Below are 21124 nucleotides of genomic sequence, written 5' to 3'. Positions count from 1 at the left end.
GCTATGTGAACAAACAGGATGTTAAAAACATGAGTGAACAAAATAAACAGGAAAGTAGGGCTGATTATAAAAAAACATTATATTTTCCAACAAAAAATTATTATACTTATATGTATTACGCCCCTAAATAATAATTAATAATGATCAAAGCATTCAAATTCCTGAGGAGGATCAATTTAAAGAGCATCATTTTTAACTTCAGATATTTCCCTTTTAAAACCGCCATCAAATTCCCGGTATTGATATCACGTAACGTGTTCCTGCACAAAACAAAAGGCAGGGTAATTATCAATGCGCCTATCAGAACCGCTTTGATACAGATTGGTTATGGCGCTATTGGAATTACCGACTTTAAAAGATCAAGAGCGGTATGGGAGGTAGACGGCGATGTTGTTTTTAATGGCAGAGCTTTTATTATGCACGGCTGCAAAATCAACGTTTTTAAAAACGCTGAGCTCATTTTTGGCGACGATTTTAACATGAGCACCGAATGCGCTATTGTTGCTGCCAAAAAAATAGTGATTGGCAATCACAGTGGTATATCATGGGAATCACTGGTGATGGATACCGATTTTCATCATATTGCCGACGAAGCAACCGGCGAAGTATTTAACCATCCAAAAGAGATCATCATTGGCGATAATGTTTGGGTGGGTTGTAAATGCACCATATTGAAAGGGGCGGTAATACCATCGGGCAGTGTGGTAGCAGCCAACTCCATGGTAACCAAACCATTGAGCGGCGAAAATTCCATTTTTGGCGGTAACCCAATGCGCGTATTGAAAACCGGAATTAAATGGTGGTATTAAATAATGGGTAAAACCGCGTCGCTTAAATCGTAAGTAAGATTTTCATTGCGTTTGGCTATAGGTTTGGCAGGTACGCCACCAACCACAGTATAGGGTTGCACATTGCGGGTAACTACCGCGCCAGCGGCAACCACAGCACCTTTACCAATGGTAACACCCGGCAAAATAACGGTACGCGAACATAACCAAACATAATCTTCAATTACTACCGGTTGCCCTGTCTGCGCAAAATCGGGACTATTATAGTCGTGATGAAGGGTCCAAATCATCACCTCATTGCTGATGTTCACATTATTACCGATAGTTAAACCCATACGCGCATCCAGCAAAGCGTTGTGCCCCACTATAGTACCAGCCCCAATACTCAATTTCCATGGACTTCTTACTTCAAAGCTCCTGTACAAGCCAACCTTCCAGCTTATTTTAGCTTTTAACATGCGTAGCAAAAATATCCTTAGCGTATGGAACGGTAGCCAGCCTATGATGCCACATACCATGTACAATACCGAGCCTTTGAGTTTTGCCATATTATTTGCGGGCATAATTTTGATTTAGGAGTTATGATTTATACAGGTACTTCCTGGCTAAGCAACTCGCCGCGTTTCTTTAAAACTTTAGCGGGCACCCCGGCCACTACCGAATGGGGCGCCACCGTTTTGGTAACAATACTACCGGCGGCTATTACGCAACCTTCGCCTATGGTTACACCGGCTAATATAGTTACACCGGCACCTATCCAGCAATTGTCATGAATAAAAACACCATTCCGGGTTACACCCTGATCCTTGATATTGATGTTAAAATCAGAAAAGTTGTGGTTCTCTGAAAATATTTTAACCCCGGGGCCAATGATCACATTATCGCCAATTTCAATACCTCCCTGACCGCCTAAATAAGTACCCGCGTTAATACCGCTGCAATTACCCACAATGATCCCTTTACCTTTTTGAGCGATGACACCGGTGCAGATCAGCGTACAATTACGGGCAATAGAAACATTATTTTTGATCCGGATACCTTCGGACGATAAGGCATTGATATAAACATGATCTTCGATAATGAGGTTTTTACCCGCGGAAAACAGGTAGGGATGCTTGATATTTACATGCGAACCTATGAATACCAAGCCATCTGAGCTTTTAAAAAACATCCGCTTCCATACACCACGGGATAATTGTCGGCCCCTGCCCCATAAAATAACCGACAGCTCCCTCAAACTATAATCGTTCTCGAACTTATAATCGGGGTTATTTTTAAGCTTGCGTATTACCTTTTCAATTAATGTATGCATCGCCTATTAATTTTAATATTCCATTTGCCGATAGTTGCCAGGAGAATTTCTTAGCATGATCAATCCCTTCCAACACCTTTTTCTGGTACAACACTGTATCGTTTAGCAAAAAATTTATCTTTTCGGCAATATCTTCGGGATGATCGGGATCAATATATATAGCCGCATCTCCGCAAACCTCGGGCATAGCGGTGCGCCGCGATACTACAACCGGCACCCCGCATTGCATGGCCTCCAGTGGAGGCAGACCAAATCCTTCAGCAAATGAGGGGAAGCAGAAAACGGTGGCATTGGCATAGATCAAATACAGATCTTCTTCGGGTACATGCCCGGTGAATATCACCCGGTGCGAAACACCTTCGGCCTGGATATGATCTTTCAGTAAATTGATATCGCTGCCTAACTCGCCGGCAACCACCAGTTTAATGGATTTATCATCCAGCAGGTTCAGGGCGCTAACCAGGTGAAATATATTTTTGCGGATATTAACACGACCTACGTATAACAGGTATTTGGCGGGCAGATTATACTTATGCATGAAAGCGCTTACACTGTCATCGGCATAGTTAGCTAATGTTTTAAAAGCATGGTTAATGCCGTGGTAAACAACGGCTATCCTGTTTTCGCCGGCAACATTATTTTTAACCAGCCGCTCCTTTTCAGAATTTGATATGGTGATGATCATATCGGCCTTGGCAGCTAAGCGTTTCATTTTACTGAAATACGCGATCTCCGAACCCGAATAATACTGCGGATAATCCAAAAACAAAACATCATGTATGTAAACTATTTTGCATAATTTGTTGTTCCAAAGGCTACTGAAATTTTGAAACAGCACCGCCTGCAGCCCATATACCCGGGCTATTAAAGGCACCAGCAACATGTTAGATAACATATTTGGGATAACCGGTAAAAAAATAAGTTTTACGGATGCAGGAAAATACGCGAGTGCCTGTTTTTTACAATCGCGGGTAATGAGCAGATAAAGCTGAAACTGATCATTGGGGTTATTCACCATCTCGTTCACCAGATTTTTCACCACCATGTTGCCACTCGGCGGCCCTTTGAAAAACCACTTGGCATCAATACCTAATTTGATTGTTTTATGTTGACGGTTGGCAAGCATATCAGGCAGTTAATGGGGTTAGTGTAGGGGATGAATTATAACGTTTTTCACGTACCAGAATAGCCTCTTCATACATACTGTTCAGTTTGGCCAACCTGTTATCCCAGCTATGATCAGCAGCACACGCCAGTGTAGTTTGCGCCAGATCAACTAGTTTATGCGGATTTACAAGCACATCCTCCAGGGCAGCGCTCATATTATTGACGATAGTATCGTAGACATCCAGTTTTATTTTGATGCCGCATTTATTACAGATCACGTTACCCATACCGCAATGATCCATAGTCAACGTGGGTACACCATAAGTTAAAGCCTCAAATATCACAGCCGGGTTATCTTCGGCCATACTGGTGATGATGTGCAGATGAGCCCCCGACATCACACGGATAGCATCCGGCCGGGGTATGTGGCCATGCCATACCAGATGATCGGTTAATTTTAGCTCGGCTGCCTTTTGCTGTAATTTTTCTTTCAGCGGACCATTGCCCAATACGTGCAACTTCCAGTTATTCTGTTTAACTTTTGCCAGTACATCAAGACACATGCTGAAGTTTTTACGTTCGATAAGCGTGCCAGACCACACCAGCTGAACCTGCTGGTTAATGTGATCAAACTTTGATTCATCCAAAAAAGTATGGCTAACGATGCCTTGTTCGGATAGATAATAACTTTCCACTCCAAATTTTTCGCGAATGGTTTGCTGCCCGGCAGATGTGGCTGCCACCAGTACATCAGCCTGCAAAAATGCTTCCCTGATGCGCCTTGAATAATTTAGCTGAATATGGTTGATGGCGTTTTTAACCTTGAATTTCAATCGAGTTGAAAAAGGTTTCCCTTTCAGCAACTCTGGGTTGATGATGTTCATGCCGCCTATTGGCCCCCAAACTGTTGGTTTATTCAGCTTCCATAAAAAGCCGGGCTCGCGGTAGCCGATAGGCCCTAACTGGTGCACTACATCAATATCAACGGTTTTTAAAACTTCGCGGGCGACACTTAAGGCCTTTTTTTGCCACAAATAGTAGGCAAAGTAGAAGAACCAGCCCAGGCCGGCTTTATCTAACAGGGTGATGGCTTTGGCCAAACGCCTAGGCTGTACCTCGATAAATTGCACCGAAGCCAAAGGCGTTTCTTCCACGTATTTTTTCATGGTTTGAGTATCGCCCATAAAATTATCAGACATACCATAAAGCACCCATACCTCATGCTGACTGGCCAGATGGGTTACCGTATTCCAGGCCGCACCATACTCAGAACCTCTAAAAGGAGATATTGCATAAGCCGATATAAGTATCTTTTTTTTCATGACAGGGGTATCAGGTTTCTCGCTTATCTCAGTTTAATTGTGTTCTTAGCGGATCTTTGTAAAAATATTTCCAGCGCAAGCGGTTCAAATAATTAAACAACCAGGAGTTGAAATAATTGAGGCCTTTTAAGTGCCGGCGCATTACGGCAAGTTCTTCATGGTGCATTTTCACGGTATCGTTACTTACCCCATCCATACGCATATAAGCTACGGTTTCATCAATATGGGCAATTTCAAAACCATTATATTTTATCCGTAGGAACATATCAAAGTCCATCGCTATTTTCAGGCTGGTATCATACTTCCCTGTTTTTTGGTAAACTTCTTTTCGGATAAAACAGGTGGGATGCATGATGTACATACCAAAATTCAACCAGTCTACTTTGCTCTTTTTTTCACGCTCAAATCCATTTTTACCTATCAGCATAATGTTACCGCAACGTACATCATCCTTCGCCGCGCCCCTGTTCATCATCACTTCCACCGCATCAAGGGCATACCAATCATCAGCATTGATCATCCCTATCCAATAGCCGGTAGCCATGGCTATACCCTTATTAAAGCCATCAGCTATACCTTTATCGGGCTCACTGATGAAGCGGCTTACCCGCTCCTTGTACATATTGATCACTTTTAAAGTACCATCGGTTGAGCCACCATCAACAATAATATATTCGATATTGTGATAGGTTTGATTGATCACGCTCAGGATGGTATCTTCAATAGTAGCAACCGCATTATATACAACCGTAATAATGGTAACTTTTGGGGTATTTAAATGTGTTTCCATTTTTATATCCATTAAGCGGCTTCAAACTGATAGGCCCGCACTTTTTCTTTTTCACGTTGTTCCTGCTTAAAAACCAGCGAGTTGAAATTGAGGTAACTATAGCCCAATGTTATCATCACAATACACATTTCGGCATTAAATAACGCGGTAACAATATAATTGGTAAGCAGCAGGCTAAATATGCAACCAATACTCAAAGCAGCGAATAGCCTGATAGCCGGTTTGGCCGTACTATCGGCGTACTTTCGCCAGTTTTTGATGATCAATCCAAAAAATATTACGATATAGGTAAATACACCTGCTATACCCATTTTTACCAGCAGATAAAGCCAGCCATTATGCAAAACCGGGATAAACTGAAAATCGGTATCCTCACCCAGGCGTACAAAGGTTTTCAGATCGACGGTTTTGCCTAAACCGCCAAATATCCAGTCTTTGGTATCGCCCTCCATATAACTCTTCAACGCCATGAAAGATTCATAGCCACGGTATTTCATATTGATATCCTGCTCGGTATTATAATCGCCCATTTTTAGCTCATTAAATGAACCCAGCAATTTGCTCATAAAGGTTTCGGACGAGGTAGCCTGAAAAATATCAGTAGGTATCAATGCTATCAGCATAACCATGAAGAAGATAGTGGGGATTATCCAGATCTTTTTAACCTTGTCGGCCACCATGAGCAGGGCAAAACATACCATGATGATAAAGTAGGTACGGGAGGCACACATGTAAATTCCAAATGCGTTTACGGCCATAAATAATTTAAACCAGTGTGGCTTAAACAACCTGATATTAAATTTCCAGGTAAACAGCAAACAGGCCAAGCCCATTGGCGGGCCGGGAGCACCTACAATACCCATGGCATAGTGGGCCGAGTATGGATCGAATAAAGCGCTGATCCCCATGTATGATACCGATATAGCTGTTACCAATACCGATGTGATCAGCCCTGCGTAAACCAGCGTTTTCAAGAACTTTTCGATATCAAGCCGGCAGGCCAGTACTATGCCCGACAGTATAAACAACACAGGTATACTGAAGTAGTAGAAATCTTTTACGATAAGATAATTGTCGTTCTCATAACCAACTATCAGGGCGAATAACACGGGCAGTAATAGAATGGCAAAAACACGGGCAGCCTTTACAGCGGCCAAACGATGTTTTAAGGGCATAAAAATGATCAGCAACGCAATAACTATCACTATGGCCTGCATATGAAAAAATGAAGCCATAATAAGCACCAGTAATAAAAGTGGATATATACGATTGATCATTTTTCTTAATTATTTAAGCCGTTGTTGCATAAACAAAATTATCGCGCACGTACCGGGCCGGATTCCCTGCCCAAACCTGCTCATCCGGGATATCTTCAAACACGACCGAACCTGCCCCTACAATGGAGTTTTTACCAATGGTTACCCCTTTTAAAATAGTACTGTGTCCGCCTATAAAAGCCCCATCACGAATAATAACCGGCTTTGTTTTCACACCATCCAGCCGTTCGGGATAACTGTTCCTCATCCGTGCGTCAAGCGAATGGAAGTCGGTATCATAGATAACCGTATTGATACCTATTTTTACGTTATTGCCGATGCTTATTTTATTATGGCAAATAAAAGCTACCGAGGTAACACCTACATTGTCGCCAATGGATAATTCACCGCCTTTGGCCACCACAAAGTAGCATTGCTGCTGCCGGCCACCCATGGCATGATATTTACCGCTATTGAACCAAAACCTCCGGCCAATGGAGAAAGTTCCCTGCATGTTAATGTCCAATATGGGGATGCCAAAACCAACAAAGTCGCGGTGATATTTTACGCCGTTCAAATAAAATTTAAAACTGCTGATCAGCCACGAGTATTGACGTGCCATTTTATAGTAGAGCACCCGTAACAACCTGTAAAACTTCCTGATATAATACATGATCAACCTGATAATAATATTTCACCCCTGGCCCGTATCAGGCATTAAAAATGCCGGTAGCCGTTTTATTAATTATTTTTTTTGTTTGTATAGAAAAAAGCACTCCCATGATGATAAATAAAATAACATTGGATAGTGTTACCCCGGCCACTCCTATCTTTTTACCTAAAAAAACTGATAGTGGCACGTTTACTATGGAACCAACAATACCCACATACAACTGAAGCTTTATTTTACCTATCCCGTTTAAAAGCTGTACATGTATGGCTTGCCATATAATGGTAATAGTATACAGGCACATGGCTATGGATAGCAAAATGGGTACTGTTATCGTTTTCCCCAGCCACAGGCGATATAACCAGGGCGATACGATGAGCAGACATATAGCACAAAAGCTAAGGGCTATCCATAGTTTATTTATTTTGGCAACCGCGTTTTTGATCCACTCCAGGTCATTTTTGGTATACGCTTCAGTAAAAGCGCTCCAAAATGGCGTTATCACAATAACAAAGAACATCAGGATCACCGAAAACAACTTGTAAGCCACATTAAAAGTAGTTACCTCCTTAGGGCCAAATAACTGGGTGATCACAATATTGTCTGTTTCATAAAGCACCAGGGCGTTTATTTGTATAATAAAAAACCCTCCGCCTACACCCAGCAACTCTTTGGCGTGTTTTAAGTTAATCGACCCAAAGCTCGGCGCAAGCTCCTTATAGCTACTATTATAGTACCAGATGCTGCCCGCTACCAATACTACTAATGGCAAACCGGCTATGATAATAACCACATCAAGCAATTCGCCCTGTTTAACCCGCATTAAAAACAGTACCGCTACAAGCGATAATATTTGCCCCATGAGGTTTAAAAAAGCGGTTTTGGCCGGGGCCTGATTTGCCGTTAAAACGTTATTGATCAGTTGTATTACAAACTGAAAACAAAAAAACGCGAACACGATCAGTACGATCATGCTCAGGTATCCTGCCGGCGTATTATGCGCGTTTAATATCTGCTGCCATTTGATGTAGGGATTAACAAAATAAAACACTACAAACATGGTGCTTGATATGATAAACAACAACGCGTAGGTTGAGCTCACATAACTTTTTGCCGACGAAACATCGCCCAATGATATCATGGCGGCAAGTTTATTGCGCAGCCCGTTGCCAAGCCCCATATCAAACAAACCAGCCCAGGTTATAATGGAACTCAGCGTTAGCCAGATACCATATTGGGTTGGGTTAATGTATTTAATGGTAAGCGGGATGAGTAACAACGAAATTGCCACACTGCCTCCCTTCAACAAAACCGATTGAATGATATTCTTTTTAGTTTTCAAAGAACGCTCGTGTCCCTTTGTAAAAAAGCGCTGAACATGAGTTTGTATAGCCTGTAACATAAATTATCTGCTATATTTTATGTGTTAGGTTGTTTTGTTTTATTAAAGATTGATGTCAGGGCATTCCCTTTATCTTCAATGCTTTCATAGCCGTAACCATAGTTACCGTAACCGTGACCATAACCGGTAATGCTGTTCTTTTTAAGCTCAATATCATTTACAATGAGGTAAAGATGTTTGGCCTTTTTTGATTTGTGCAGATCGTTCACTATTCCCAGTTGTGATTTGTAGGTATAGTTTTGCCTTACCACATAACAAGTGATATCCACAAACTCTTCAATGATCAGGGCATCAGAAACCAGTCCTACCGGGGCGCTATCAATGATCACATAATCAAACCTGGTTCGCAGTTCTTCTATCAGAGTTTTCAATCTGTCGTGCATTAACAATTCAGTCGGATTCGGAGGGATAGGGCCCGATGATATGAAAAAGAAGTTTTCATTAAAAGTAGAAGGCTTGATCAAATTATCGATACTTTCCTCTTCGTTTGAAATTACATAATTGGTAAAACCATGATCGTTTTCGACACCGATGTTTTTCAGCAACCTGGGTTTGCGCAAATCAAGTTCAAGCAACACTACCTTTTTGCCAGACATAGCTATGGAATTACCCAGGTTAAGGGAGATAAATGATTTACCCTCTCCGCTCATGCTCGAGGTAAAGAGGATCACATTCGACTTTCCTTTCTCCGTAACATATTTCAGATTGGTACGTACCGCCCTGATCTCTTCCGAAACTATGGAGCGGAAATCATTGTATATTAAGAGCTTGTTACGGTTGGTGTTACGACTTATTTCACCCAGCAATGGCACACTAGTGTGTTTCTCAATATCAGCCTTACTATTGATCTTGATATTCAGCATCTCTTTTATACTTAAGCCTGTGGCCGGTAAAAAGATACCTGCAAACAAAGCGATAAGGTATATCAGCGATTGTTTCGGTGCGAAAGGTTTTTCACTACTCTCTGCAACATCCAATATGCGTACGCTTGACATGGTTGCATTTTGAGAGATGGCCGTCTCTTCTTTTTTCTGCAACAGGAATAAATAAAGATCCTGTTTTAAGCTTTGCTGCCTGGAGTAATCCAGGTAAATCCGCTCTTTTACCGGGGCATCAGATATCTTGTTTTCGATAAATGAGTTTTGCTTTTTGAATGTCTGTTGCGAAACCTCCAAACTGTTACGATAATTTTTAATGCTCGCCATCAATGATCGGCGGGACAGTTCAATTTGCTGGTTAAGGTTTTGTATGATGGTGCTGTTATCAGTAAGGTTTAGCTTAAGCTGCTCTTTCCGTAAAAGCATTTCATTATAGGCATTTATGGCGGTACCAAAGGCAACATCCTTGGTTATCAACGAGCTAGGCACAACCTGCGGATTATTAGCATCATTTACATATTTGTACAGGTCATTTACCACCGCCAATTGTACCGAGTTATCATTCAGTTTACTTTGATACTGATTAGCTCCTTCAACAAGCGCTTTTGATTGCGCGTTGATATCTGATATTTTATTCTGAACCTTATACTGCTCCAGGTTTTTTTCAACTTTACCCAGTTCGTCACCAACAACCAACAGGCGGGCATTGATGAATTTCATGGTGCTATCGGCCTTACGTATCTTATTAGATAAGTTGCTTTGCAGATACATCTCCATCAACGTTTGCAAAATCAATTCACCATGATCCGGGTTTTCATAGCTTAGTTGCAGATTTATCACCGTGGCTTGTTTATCATCAAGCCCGGCAGCTAAGTTATCGGTCAGATCTTTTGCTGCCTGTTTTTTTGATTGGATATTTAACTTGTAATATCCGGAAGGTTTAAACTTGTCTGTTTTGTTTAAGGTAAGATCGTACTGACCAAGCTGAATCGGTTTCCCAAACTCGCCATTAATATCCAGGTCCTCTTTACTGTTCTTAATCCGGAAAGTTGTATTGCTGAGTATCGCTATTTTGTATTTACTAAAACGGATATCTTTCTTTTTATAATCAACAAATACCGAGAACGGCGCATTTTCATGTATTTCAAAGCTTTTCCAGCCATTGTTATCCAGCACATGAATATTCAGGTTTAGCTTGGCAACAGTACGGTTTATAAGACTTGTTGATTTTAATATTTTAACCTCATTATCCGCGTTGCTCTTTACGTCGAATAAGGAGGCAAGGTCGGCGTTAAGTCCATTGGTCAGTGCTTTCTCCGGGGTACCCTGTTCATCTTCAACAATTACTTTCCCTAATATGCTCCATTGATTCGGACTATACTGTATATAAACAAATCCGGCTATCAGGCAAGCAATAATGCTTAATGCAAATACATACCAATAATTAAGGCACAAAGCGATTAACCCTCTTACATCGCTGGGCCCTTCTTCTTTTTTGTATGTAAAATCAAGTTTTTCGGCCAAAATGTCTGTGTTATCCATCTGTTTTTTTTAATATAAGTACAAGGTGTTAAGGCGTTCTTTTTAATTATTAATCTGCAAGAATTATTGATACAAAAGCAGGTATCAAATTGTAAAGTAATACGGGTTTAGCTATAGGAAAGTTAAGCTCAAAAGACTGGCTTGAAGGGGAAGTTGACAGAATGAACAATGTGAACAACTGTATAATAATGAATAAAATAAACAAACCTCATTTGTAAGCTTTATACATAACTATGCATAACCATTATAAGCCACCAAGCGGATTTTAACCTAAAAACCGACTTATGATAAATAGCATTACAAGTGACAAGGTTGCGGCACTTGCCGTGATCTTAGCTGCCATAACAGGTATTTATGGCTATGTGAAATTAAAAAAACTAAGCATTAAAGCACCGGGAAACATCCTGACCGATGAACAATCAGATTTATTGGTGATGGGTATTTTCCATGTGTTAATTTGCGCGGTATCTATTTTTTCACTTTTATAACAAACAGATGCAAAAACACCCTATTGGCCATAAATTAACCTATAGGCAACCGGTCCGATCATCTGCACAACAACTGTATCGCCCCCGAACAGTAATTTATGAATAAATATGTCCCGGATAATTGTTCATTTAGCGGCAAAAATGAATAAAATCAATGAAAACATTCATTTCGTTCATTAAGAGCAGAAATAAAATGTTAGGCTATAAAATTACATACATTCATAAACTTATAATTAACCTACTGATCAACTAAAACTTATAATGTAGGGTGATGGTGTTTTGATTATCAATAAAACGTTCATTAAAAGCCATATGCCCGATACTTTTTAATAATATGACAGCCTTTTCATCGCAGCTATTTGAATTATTAAAATCGTATGTTTTAGAAAACTCACACCTTACCCGCATCCAGGCAAGTGATTGTAAAACACTTTCGGCCCGGATAAGTGACAAAACGAGCCATACTGTAAGCGAGACTACTTTAAAACGGATCTATGGCTTCGCGCTAAGCAAATTCAAGCCATCGTTATTTACCATTGATGTATTATCAAATTACTGTGGATATAATGGTTGGGACGACTTTTGTAAAAAACAGGACAAACAGCATACTAACAGTAACCACAAAAATGTTGATTGGGATTCGCTGAGTCAAAAAGCAGCCAAGATCACTAATTTTACGCTGCAGGCCTTAAAAAATAAATCAGGCATTCCGTTTAATCAGAGCATCAAAAGAAACTTTCTTGAAAAACATTTTGATGAATTTTTAAAAGGCGACTACGCGGCAACAGTTTTACTTGCTCCTCCCTCTTATGGCAAAACTATAGCCCTGTGCCATTGGGTAGACGAAAGACTGGCGCTGAATATTACTTCGGGCAGCAATGATATCATCCTGTTTTTCAGCAGCAACGCCTTAATGAATGTTTTGATAAGCGGGAAGGATTTTAACGACTGGCTGTTGGCCTTATTAGGCTATACACTTGAAGAGGATATTATTTCTCTGCTTGACGACAATAAGCACAAGGAGGGTAACTTTTACCTTATTATTGATGGCCTGGATGAACACATGTTTAAAAACAACTGGTTTCAATTGTTACTTGACCAGTTAATGGACATTTTTTCATTTTATCAGTCGCACAAATGGTTCAAGATGGTTTTAACCATGCGGTCGTCAAACTGGATCAACAACCGGCATGTGCTGGATCCAGATCACCCCAAATGGTTTATTGGTACGATAACCGATCCGCAATTAAACAGCAACGTACCGCTCTTCAATTTACAGGAAATAAAAGAGCTGTGCCTCAACATTAATCCGGAAATGCAAACGCTAATACCGGCCGAGGTTGCCAACAGCTTTAATCACCCGCTTTACTTCCAGTTTTACTATAAACAACACAAGGACAACTTTTCGCTTAATAATATTGATCATACTTCCATATACGATCTGATCTCCAATTTTATATTTAATAAAATTTACCTGGGGCACCACGCTGCAGATAAAGCCCTGTTGTTAAAAGGGCTCATCGAAAACATGGATTTTAGGAGGCGGGAATATGATGTGGATAAATTAAGGGTAAATGATCTGTTCAGCCAGTATAATCAGGCTTATAAAGAGTTATTAAGTATTGGTTTTTTAAAAGAGACCAATACAAGCAATGATGCTCAATTTAATACTTACGTTCAATTCGGGAACAATAATTTTTTAGAACTGGCCATAGCCAATAAATTATTGTACGACAATAACAACACTTTTGACGGAAACCTGATAAAAGCTATTAACCTGTTATTTTCTAACAACGAGATTAAAGTACCCATCATTAAGTGGTGCGTTATGCATGCGATGAAAAACGGGCAGCAAGAAAACTTTTCGGCACTTTCCAAAGCCGATCTTAATCCCAGGGAAAGGTCAGACCTGGTTGTTTTTCTGGGAGATCTGCTTAATAAAGCTCACCTAGTTCAAAACAATACAGGCGTCATGGCCAATTACTTTAAGCAAGATTGCAGTGATGGTTTGTTTTATTACTTTCTTGGGCTGGAACTGATAACCCCCGATTACAAAAAAACTTTACAATCGCTGTTAAAATTCGAACTATCTAATTACAAAAAGATCCTGACCTATAGCGCCCTGGCTATTATATCTGTACTGCAATTAGATCTGTCTTCGCTGGAGGCTTATTTGATAAAGCTCAACGTTTTTTCGCATGAGGATTACCAGGAGTTTACCATAAGTCCATTAGAGTGCCTTAATACCATATATTACTTTTTTAGGTATGGCATTATAAAAAAAGACTTCTTTGTTACCATTACCCGCTTTTATTTTAATCCGCCAAAACAAACCGGGAACCTGCGTTACAGCCAGGGGAATGATCTTGTTTACTTATTAGCTGGCTACACCCTTTTAATATGCCAGAAACCCAGGAAAATGCTCAGGTACATTAATGCGCTCCAAAAGGTGCATTCTAAAGATTCAATGGAAGCCACGGGCTATAATTTCTTTTTAAAAATACTACTGGCCGATTCGTACTTTTTATTAGGCAGGGTAAAGGAGCTTAAAACTATTCACGATCATGTTTCTGAGCTGTTTAAAACAAAAGAAAATTCGTTTACCCCATACATGAAACTGGCGTTTTACAGTCTTAAAATTAAAAAGGCTGTTCTTAACAATGAATACAATTCCATCCCGGGATATTTTAAATATTTAAACCAGGCCACAGAAAAATCAGGGAACAAGTTTTCAAAGATATTTACCATAAACCTGGTGATAAGCAACCCCATTATTGTAAATCAGGACGAGCCTTTTTATAAACAACTGGCTTACAGCAACTCCAGAGCTCTACGCGAATGCGGCTTAAGTCCCGAAATATTCTCCAATCACGATTTTTCTAATTAATAAGGCAACAGGACGAATTGAGTTCAATCATCAATTACTTTTAAACAAAAACGTTTAAGTAATTTGCTTGTCTGCCAAATCAATTAATTAAAACCTATTTTTAAACCATTATAACGGTTATTTCTTTAACTATTACGTTATAAACCAATAATAAACTTACTAAATTAATAAGGTCCAACTGCAGGCAATAAACCCATTTATTACCTTTTTAAAGTTGTTTAAGAGATATTAAACTAATTTTAATAATTAGTTTTTCCCATATAACCAATTTATGGTTTAACTAATCTTTTTTGTATATTAAAATCTTGTAAATCAATAAATTAATACAAAAAACAACACCAATTAACCAAATCACTCATTTCAACCTAAATGAAAAAGCTAATGTTCACTTGATGATTTCCTAACATGCGCATCATTCCTTTGCAGCGGAAAAATGCGATTCCTGAGTTTAGTTTAATTAATTGTCCAAAACACACATTATGAAAAAAATTTACCACTGTTTTTTCCAGAAAACACATCATTTATCCAGGCATGGTTTACTCATTGCCTGCGCAATATTACTTACCGCGCTACAAGCTTTTTCACAAACCGGCAGGCTTGTAAAAGGAACCGTAACCGACGAAACCAACACACCATTACCTGGTGTTGTGGTAACTGTTAAAAGCACCGGCAAAGCAACTACTACCAACAGTAATGGTGGTTATTCCGTTACAGTTGGCGGCCCAGACGACGTTTTAAAATTCACCTTCCTGGGTTCGGTACCAAAAGAGGTTACTGTAGGTGATAGGGCATCGTTCAATATTACTCTTGTAACTGATACCAAACAGTTGAAAGATGTGGTAGTTATTGGTTACGGTACATCCAGCCGTAAAGATGTTACCGGCGCTATAACATCGGTAAAGGCCGAAGATTTTAACGCGGGCGTATTAACCACTCCTGCCGAGTTATTACAAGGTAAGGTAGCCGGCTTAAACATTACCAAAAGCGGTGACCCCAACAAAAAACCCTCAACTACATTAAGAGGACCGTCAACATTACGCGACGGTGCTACGGAGCCATTTTATGTCATTGATGGTGTGCCAGGCGCTTCAATAGATCTTTTAGCTCCTGCCGATATTGAAAGCATCGACGTATTAAAAGATGCATCATCAACAGCTATATACGGTTCGCGCGCGGCAAACGGTGTAATTATTGTTACCACCCGTAAGGCTAAAACCGGCCAAACCAGGTTGGCCTATAGTGCCTATGGCGCTGTTGAAAATGTATCAAAAAATATTGATGTACTTACCGGCGATGAGCTGCGCAAATATTTAACCGATAACGGTGTACCTAAGCTGAGTGTCGCCGATGACGATGGTTCAAATACCAACTGGCAAAAATTAGCCGAAAGGACGGGCTATTCGCAAAACCATAACCTTTCTTATGGCGGTGCAGGCACCAATTCAGAATACGGAGCAAGCGTAAACTACATGAAAAATAATGGTATATTAAAAAACACCAGCCTGGAGCGTACTATTTATAAAGGTTATATCAACCAACGTTTTTTTAATGACCGTTTAAAATTAGGTATCACGCTTACTAATAGCGCCACCAAAAACAACGATATATTCCAAAGCCAGGTATTATCGGGTATTTTGTTCTATTTACCAACGGTGGGTCCTTTTAATCCCGATGGTACTTATAAAGAAAACTATACCCGTACAGGCAGCGGGCCGTTGAACCCTTTATCGTTAATTAACAATAACTTTATCAAAACGGAAAACAACAAAACCCTGATCAATGGTTTTGCTTCGGTTGATATCTTAAACGGTTTAAAATTCACCTTATCAGGATCAACCCAAAAAGAACAAAACAACGTTAATACCTACTCTACCAGCCAGTCGGGCATATATGTTAACGCCGGTGGCGTAGCCGCGCGCAGTGCTTATACCAATACCAGTAACGTAGTTGAGGCGTATTTTAACTATGATCGTATTTTTGGTAAGCACTCTTTAAAATTATTAGGTGGTTACTCTTACCAGCAGGACCGTAACGGTGACGGCTTTGGGGTACAAACCCAAGGGTTTTCAAACGATGCTTTAACTTATAATTATTTGGCATTCTCCAATCCTACCCAGCTTTCACAAATTATTTTTAATCCAAGTTACAATATAAATGGCACTACCCCGCCAACCTATATTTCTACTTTAAGGTTAATATCTTTTTATGCCCGTGCACAATATCAATTTAATGATAAGTATTTGCTGCAGGCCTCATTAAGGGAAGACGGATCTTCGGGTTTCGGTTTAAACGTTCGTCATGGTTATTTCCCTGCGGCTTCTGCCGGGTGGAAGATCATCAGCGAAGATTTTATGAAATCCGTTCCGGTTGTCAGCGACTTGAAATTAAGGGCTGGTTATGGCGTATCTGGTAATAGCGCAGGGTTCGACGCCTTTACCGCACAGCTCATTTACGGCGTACCTCCAGGTGGCGGCAAGTTTTTAAGCAATGGTAATATAGTTAACCCTATTGGCCCTGTACGTAATGACAACCCAAATCTGAAATGGGAAAGTACTGCCACTACCAACATTGGTTTGGATTTTGGTATACTTAACAATCGCATTACTGGCTCTGTTGATTATTATATCAAGAAAACCTCTGATCTGATCACTACCCTCCAGGTATCAACTACTCAATATTTTTATCCGCTTTTAACGGCAAACGTAGGTAAAATGAAAAATAGCGGTGTTGAAGTTGTGTTAAATGCCATACCTGTAAAATCGGGAGCTTTTACCTGGCGCACCTCACTAAATTTTTCACATAATAAAAACGTGGTACAAAGTTTATCACAGGGTGGCCTGGTTCTTCCATACATTCAAACTGCCCAGTTAGGCGGTAAAGGTCAGTCGGGCAACTACAGCCAGATTATTCAACCGGGTTATGCTGTTGGTACTTTTGACCTGTGGCACTACCTGGGTAAAAACTCAAACGGTGTGAGTACCTACCAAAAAGCCGACGGATCAACAACCGCCGCGCAACCGCTTACTACCGATCAGTTCATTAAATACGATGCGCAACCAAAATTGATTTACGGCTGGAGCAATAGCTTCTTCTATAAAAACTTCGACTTTAACTTCCTGGTTCGTGGCGTGTATGGCAACAAAATTTTAAACGCGACACTTGCCGGTTTAAATAACCCTGCCGACTCCAAACTGCAAAACATTCCAAGATTTACTTTAGGCGAATCGTTTAAGGATATCAATGCTTACCTGATCTCGGATCGTTTTCTGGAAAGCGGTTCATACCTGCGTTTGGATAATGCTACTATTGGTTATACCATTAAGCCGCACATCCAGGCATTTAAAAGCTTGCGTTTTTATGCCTCGGGTAATAACATTTTCATTATTACCAAATACCGCGGTGTTGACCCGGAAGTTGACATGGGCGGCTTAACCCCTGGTATTGATAACAGGAATTTTTATCCTAAAACACGCACGTTCAGCTTAGGCCTAACCGCATCATTTTAATAACAGTTAAACAAACAAAAATGAAAAAGATATTCATCATATGTGCCGCTATAGTTGTGACGATAGGCACATTCTCTTGTACAAAATTAAATGTACCCGTGGAGTCGCAGTACGTAAAATCAAACTTTCCCGTAACCGATGCCGATTATACCGCATTATTGGGTACCATTTATTCTAACCTGTCATCAAGCTACGCCGTACCTTACTGGCGTATGCAGGATATGTCAACAGATGAAGCCATTTTACCTGCACGTGACGGCAACTTTGACGATGGTGGCCAATACCGCCAATTACATTACCATACCTGGACTTTTGATCATCCTAACGTAATAGGTGTATGGCAATGGGGTTTTGGTGGTATAAACACCTGTAACCGCATCATGAGCGTTATCAATAGTTCGTCATCATCAGCTGCAAAAAAAGCATCTTCCATTGCCGAAGTTAAGGCCATGCGCGCCCTTTATCTTTATTTTATGATGGACCTGTATGGTAATGTGCCTATCATTACCGATTTCCCGGTAACCGTACAACCGGCAACACAGCCACGTGCCAAAGTATATGCCTTTATTGAAAGTGAGTTAAAAGCTGTTTTACCTTTATTGCCGGCCAAAAGCAGCAATGCTACCACAAACGTATCGCAATATGGCCGCCCAACTAAGGGAATGGTATTTGCCTTATTGGCAAAGATGTATCTGAACGCTGGCGTATACACCGGAACCAACCGCTACCAGGAAACCGTAACCATGTGCGATAGCGTACAGGCCAATACCAACTATTATCTGGATGCCAAATACCGTGACATATTTTTACCAACCAACGGTCCGTTAATCAATGAAACCATATTTGCAGTACCTTATGACCAGCAAATACCGGGCAATCAGTTTACTCGTTTCGGCTTCTTTTATTACCTGGCACAAGCATATGGTTTTAACGTAGGTTTAAGTATTGCCATGAGCACTACTCCTGAGTTTTATAACCGCTTTAACATCCCTGGAGATGACCGTACCAAAACATGGTTGGCAGGTCCACAATTTTATCCTGATGGCAATGGCGGCTTTACTAATCAACCGGTTTATTATCCGTCACCAAACGCCACTAAACAAATCAACCTTATACCTACATTAACCCTTACCGGATTAAAACCAATGGATTTGGGCAACGATATAGTTACCTCACAATCAGAAGGTGTAAGATCGATCAAATACTACCCTGATGTTAATATTATCCAGGCAACCCGTTTAAACAGTAACGACGTACCGGTATTTCGTTTAGCTGATGTGTTACTGATGAAAGCCGAGGCTATATTACGCGGAGCCACGCCAACTACCGTAAATGGCGAATTACAAGTTCCGCTTACACTGGTAAATAAATTACGTACACGTGCCCACGCACAGGCTGCTTCATCAATTGATTTGGATGGTTTGTTAGATGAGCGTGCACGTGAGCTTTCATGGGAAGCATGGCGCCGTAATGACCTGATCCGTTTTGGCTTGTTTGAAAAAGAATATCCACTACCAGTAGCTGGTGGAAAAACAGATGATCTGAAAATGAACACCGACCCAACCCGCAGGTTGTACCCTATCCCATCAACCGAGTTAAAAACCAATCCTAACCTGGTTCAGAATCCGGGTTATTAATACTTTTATAAAAAGCAGCTGGTATACGCCAGCTGCTTTTTTATACACCTATACGCTATAAAAAAACCTTTCAGGTTTACTTATTATACTTTTCTCACAAAAGTATTTCCTACCTAATTCCGCATCTTCATTATTGGAAGCCTATGATCATATGATCTGATATATATTTTGAAATACAAGTAATATCTCAATCATTCTTATATTTATAAACCAATACACTTCCAATCATAAACACAAAATATGCGGTACCTGCTTTTATTCCTGTTTTTTATAAGCAACATAGATATTTTATTTGCCCAGGCGGTTTATCCTTTCGCTGATGCTCACAACAGTTGGGGCGTTATTAATGATAAAAAGGAAATAATACTACAACCTGGTTACGAAAAAATTGACTTTTTTCACGACCATGAAAATAAGGATGCCACAGCTATTGTAAAAAAGGGAAAGACGGGACTGATCAATAGTGCCGGAACGCTGGTAATACCCTGTGTATATGATAGTATAAAATATCTTGGCGACCCGTTTGTGAAAATTTCCCTCCAACATAAAGAGGGCATAGCTAACCGAAAAACAGGGGCCATATTGGTAAAGCCTGTATATGATTCTGTTAATTACTCCTACACTCAGCATGAGCAGCAGATCTATTTTATTGTTTATAAAAATAAGGTAAGCGAATATATAGATGAAAACGGCAAAAAGCGAGCGCAACCCTCCTACAGCCGTGACGATGCCGTGGTAATGGATATATCGCGGCCACCTTCAGATAATATTGTAATTAATTATACCTACACCTTGCTAAAAAAACGAGGCGATACAAGCTATTATAATTTGAAAAAATTTGATGCCGGTAAACTGGAATATTCAGATACAGTCCGGTTATTTGGCTGCAAAATTGATTCATTATTATTTCCCAACAAATATGATGATCTCCTTATTAAAATAAAATCATTGAGTACTGGCAAAAAAGGACTGGCTTCTTACACTGCTATTAATAGAAAACTGGAAAGAGGCATGAGGTTGCAAACCCCATTTTTGTATGATGAAATTAAACCATTGTATAAAATCAATAAAAAGGGACGGCTGCTTTGTTGGATATTGATTAAGGACGGCTTATGGGGTGCTGCATTAGCAGGAGGCAAAGAAAAAATAATGCCAATATATGCTTCAATTATTGATTCGGGGGTTGAAAAAATGGATGAAGATTATGTTATTATTAAAACGCTAAAAGGCAGTACCTGTTATGGAAACATCAGAAGCGGCGAAGTTTATATAAACGAATAGCAGGAGATCCATGGAAATTATTGAATTAGTGATTTAGTGATTTTTTATCTGTGTTGAGTTTCAGCCTTGTCTTTGTTCCTAAAGTCCTTGTTCTTTGCTCTCTATCCTTGCTCTTTGCTCCAAAAACCCTTACTCCGCTTCACAAAACCTTAACATCAATAAAAAATTTGTTAACTGTGTGCTAATATTTAAAACACATTCAACAGGTAGCTTTGTGCAACAAAACAATTAATGATGCAAGCAGCAAGCTTTTGCCTA

15 protein-coding genes are annotated in these 21124 nt (G+C 40.1%); 6 read left to right on the top strand and 9 right to left on the bottom strand.

All coding sequences use genetic code 11. From position 1 onward, the window contains the following. Window positions 1-140: 140 nt before the first annotated feature. Window positions 141-809, top strand: a complete 669-nt coding sequence (locus AC57BQ_RS04150; RefSeq protein ID WP_496405063.1) for an acyltransferase — start codon at window positions 141-143, stop codon at window positions 807-809. Here the strand turns inward: AC57BQ_RS04150 and AC57BQ_RS04145 are convergent. From AC57BQ_RS04145 to AC57BQ_RS04105, 9 genes are all read right to left on the bottom strand, one after another. Then, window positions 806-1078 (bottom strand): DapH/DapD/GlmU-related protein, encoded by a 273-nt coding sequence (locus AC57BQ_RS04145; RefSeq protein WP_496409456.1) that lies wholly within the window; start codon window positions 1076-1078, stop codon window positions 806-808. The genes AC57BQ_RS04150 and AC57BQ_RS04145 overlap by 4 nt on opposite strands. Window positions 1079-1374: 296 nt before the next feature. Continuing rightward, complete coding sequence (locus AC57BQ_RS04140) at window positions 1375-2100, bottom strand: acyltransferase (protein WP_496405062.1); 726 nt, start codon at window positions 2098-2100, stop codon at window positions 1375-1377. Then, window positions 2084-3226, bottom strand: coding sequence for a glycosyltransferase family 4 protein (locus tag AC57BQ_RS04135; RefSeq protein ID WP_496405061.1), 1143 nt, complete (start codon window positions 3224-3226; stop codon window positions 2084-2086). The genes AC57BQ_RS04140 and AC57BQ_RS04135 overlap by 17 nt, the downstream gene beginning before the upstream one ends. Window position 3227: 1 nt before the next feature. After that, window positions 3228-4529 (bottom strand): glycosyltransferase, encoded by a 1302-nt coding sequence (locus tag AC57BQ_RS04130; RefSeq protein WP_496405060.1) that lies wholly within the window; start codon window positions 4527-4529, stop codon window positions 3228-3230. 28 nt (window positions 4530-4557) lie between these two features. Next, window positions 4558-5319 carry a glycosyltransferase family 2 protein gene (locus AC57BQ_RS04125; protein WP_496405059.1) on the bottom strand — a complete coding sequence of 254 codons (762 nt, stop codon included), beginning with the start codon at window positions 5317-5319 and terminating at the stop codon, window positions 4558-4560. An 11-nt stretch (window positions 5320-5330) separates the two neighbouring features. Then, window positions 5331-6596 (bottom strand): hypothetical protein, encoded by a 1266-nt coding sequence (locus AC57BQ_RS04120; RefSeq protein ID WP_496405058.1) that lies wholly within the window; start codon window positions 6594-6596, stop codon window positions 5331-5333. Window positions 6597-6609: 13 nt separating this feature from the next. Next, window positions 6610-7197 (bottom strand): acyltransferase, encoded by a 588-nt coding sequence (locus AC57BQ_RS04115; RefSeq protein ID WP_176851955.1) that lies wholly within the window; start codon window positions 7195-7197, stop codon window positions 6610-6612. Between the two features lie 88 nt (window positions 7198-7285). Continuing rightward, window positions 7286-8647 (bottom strand): lipopolysaccharide biosynthesis protein, encoded by a 1362-nt coding sequence (locus tag AC57BQ_RS04110; protein WP_496405057.1) that lies wholly within the window; start codon window positions 8645-8647, stop codon window positions 7286-7288. A 17-nt stretch (window positions 8648-8664) separates the two neighbouring features. Further along, the gene (locus tag AC57BQ_RS04105; protein WP_496405056.1) at window positions 8665-11067 is read right to left on the bottom strand and encodes a GumC family protein; all 2403 of its coding nucleotides are present in this window, start codon (window positions 11065-11067) and stop codon (window positions 8665-8667) included. A gap of 284 nt (window positions 11068-11351) precedes the next feature. Between AC57BQ_RS04105 and AC57BQ_RS04100 the strand changes: the two genes are divergently transcribed. The 5 genes from AC57BQ_RS04100 (at window position 11352) to AC57BQ_RS04080 (ending at window position 20866) form a co-directional block, all read left to right on the top strand. After that, window positions 11352-11555, top strand: coding sequence for a hypothetical protein (locus tag AC57BQ_RS04100; protein ID WP_496405055.1), 204 nt, complete (start codon window positions 11352-11354; stop codon window positions 11553-11555). Between the two features lie 334 nt (window positions 11556-11889). Then, window positions 11890-14442, top strand: a complete 2553-nt coding sequence (locus tag AC57BQ_RS04095) for a hypothetical protein (protein ID WP_496405054.1) — start codon at window positions 11890-11892, stop codon at window positions 14440-14442. Window positions 14443-14921: 479 nt separating this feature from the next. Next, window positions 14922-17948 (top strand): SusC/RagA family TonB-linked outer membrane protein, encoded by a 3027-nt coding sequence (locus AC57BQ_RS04090; protein ID WP_496405053.1) that lies wholly within the window; start codon window positions 14922-14924, stop codon window positions 17946-17948. A 20-nt stretch (window positions 17949-17968) separates the two neighbouring features. Further along, entirely contained in the window at window positions 17969-19585 is a 1617-nt protein-coding gene (locus tag AC57BQ_RS04085) for a RagB/SusD family nutrient uptake outer membrane protein (RefSeq protein ID WP_496405052.1), read from the top strand. A 240-nt stretch (window positions 19586-19825) separates the two neighbouring features. Next, window positions 19826-20866, top strand: a complete 1041-nt coding sequence (locus tag AC57BQ_RS04080) for a WG repeat-containing protein (RefSeq protein ID WP_496405051.1) — start codon at window positions 19826-19828, stop codon at window positions 20864-20866. The last annotated feature ends 258 nt before the right edge of the window (window positions 20867-21124 follow it).

Source organism: Mucilaginibacter sp. BGA-UO-ETr-C110 (assembly GCF_059567985.1).
This window is presented reverse-complemented; position numbering and strand designations above follow the sequence as displayed.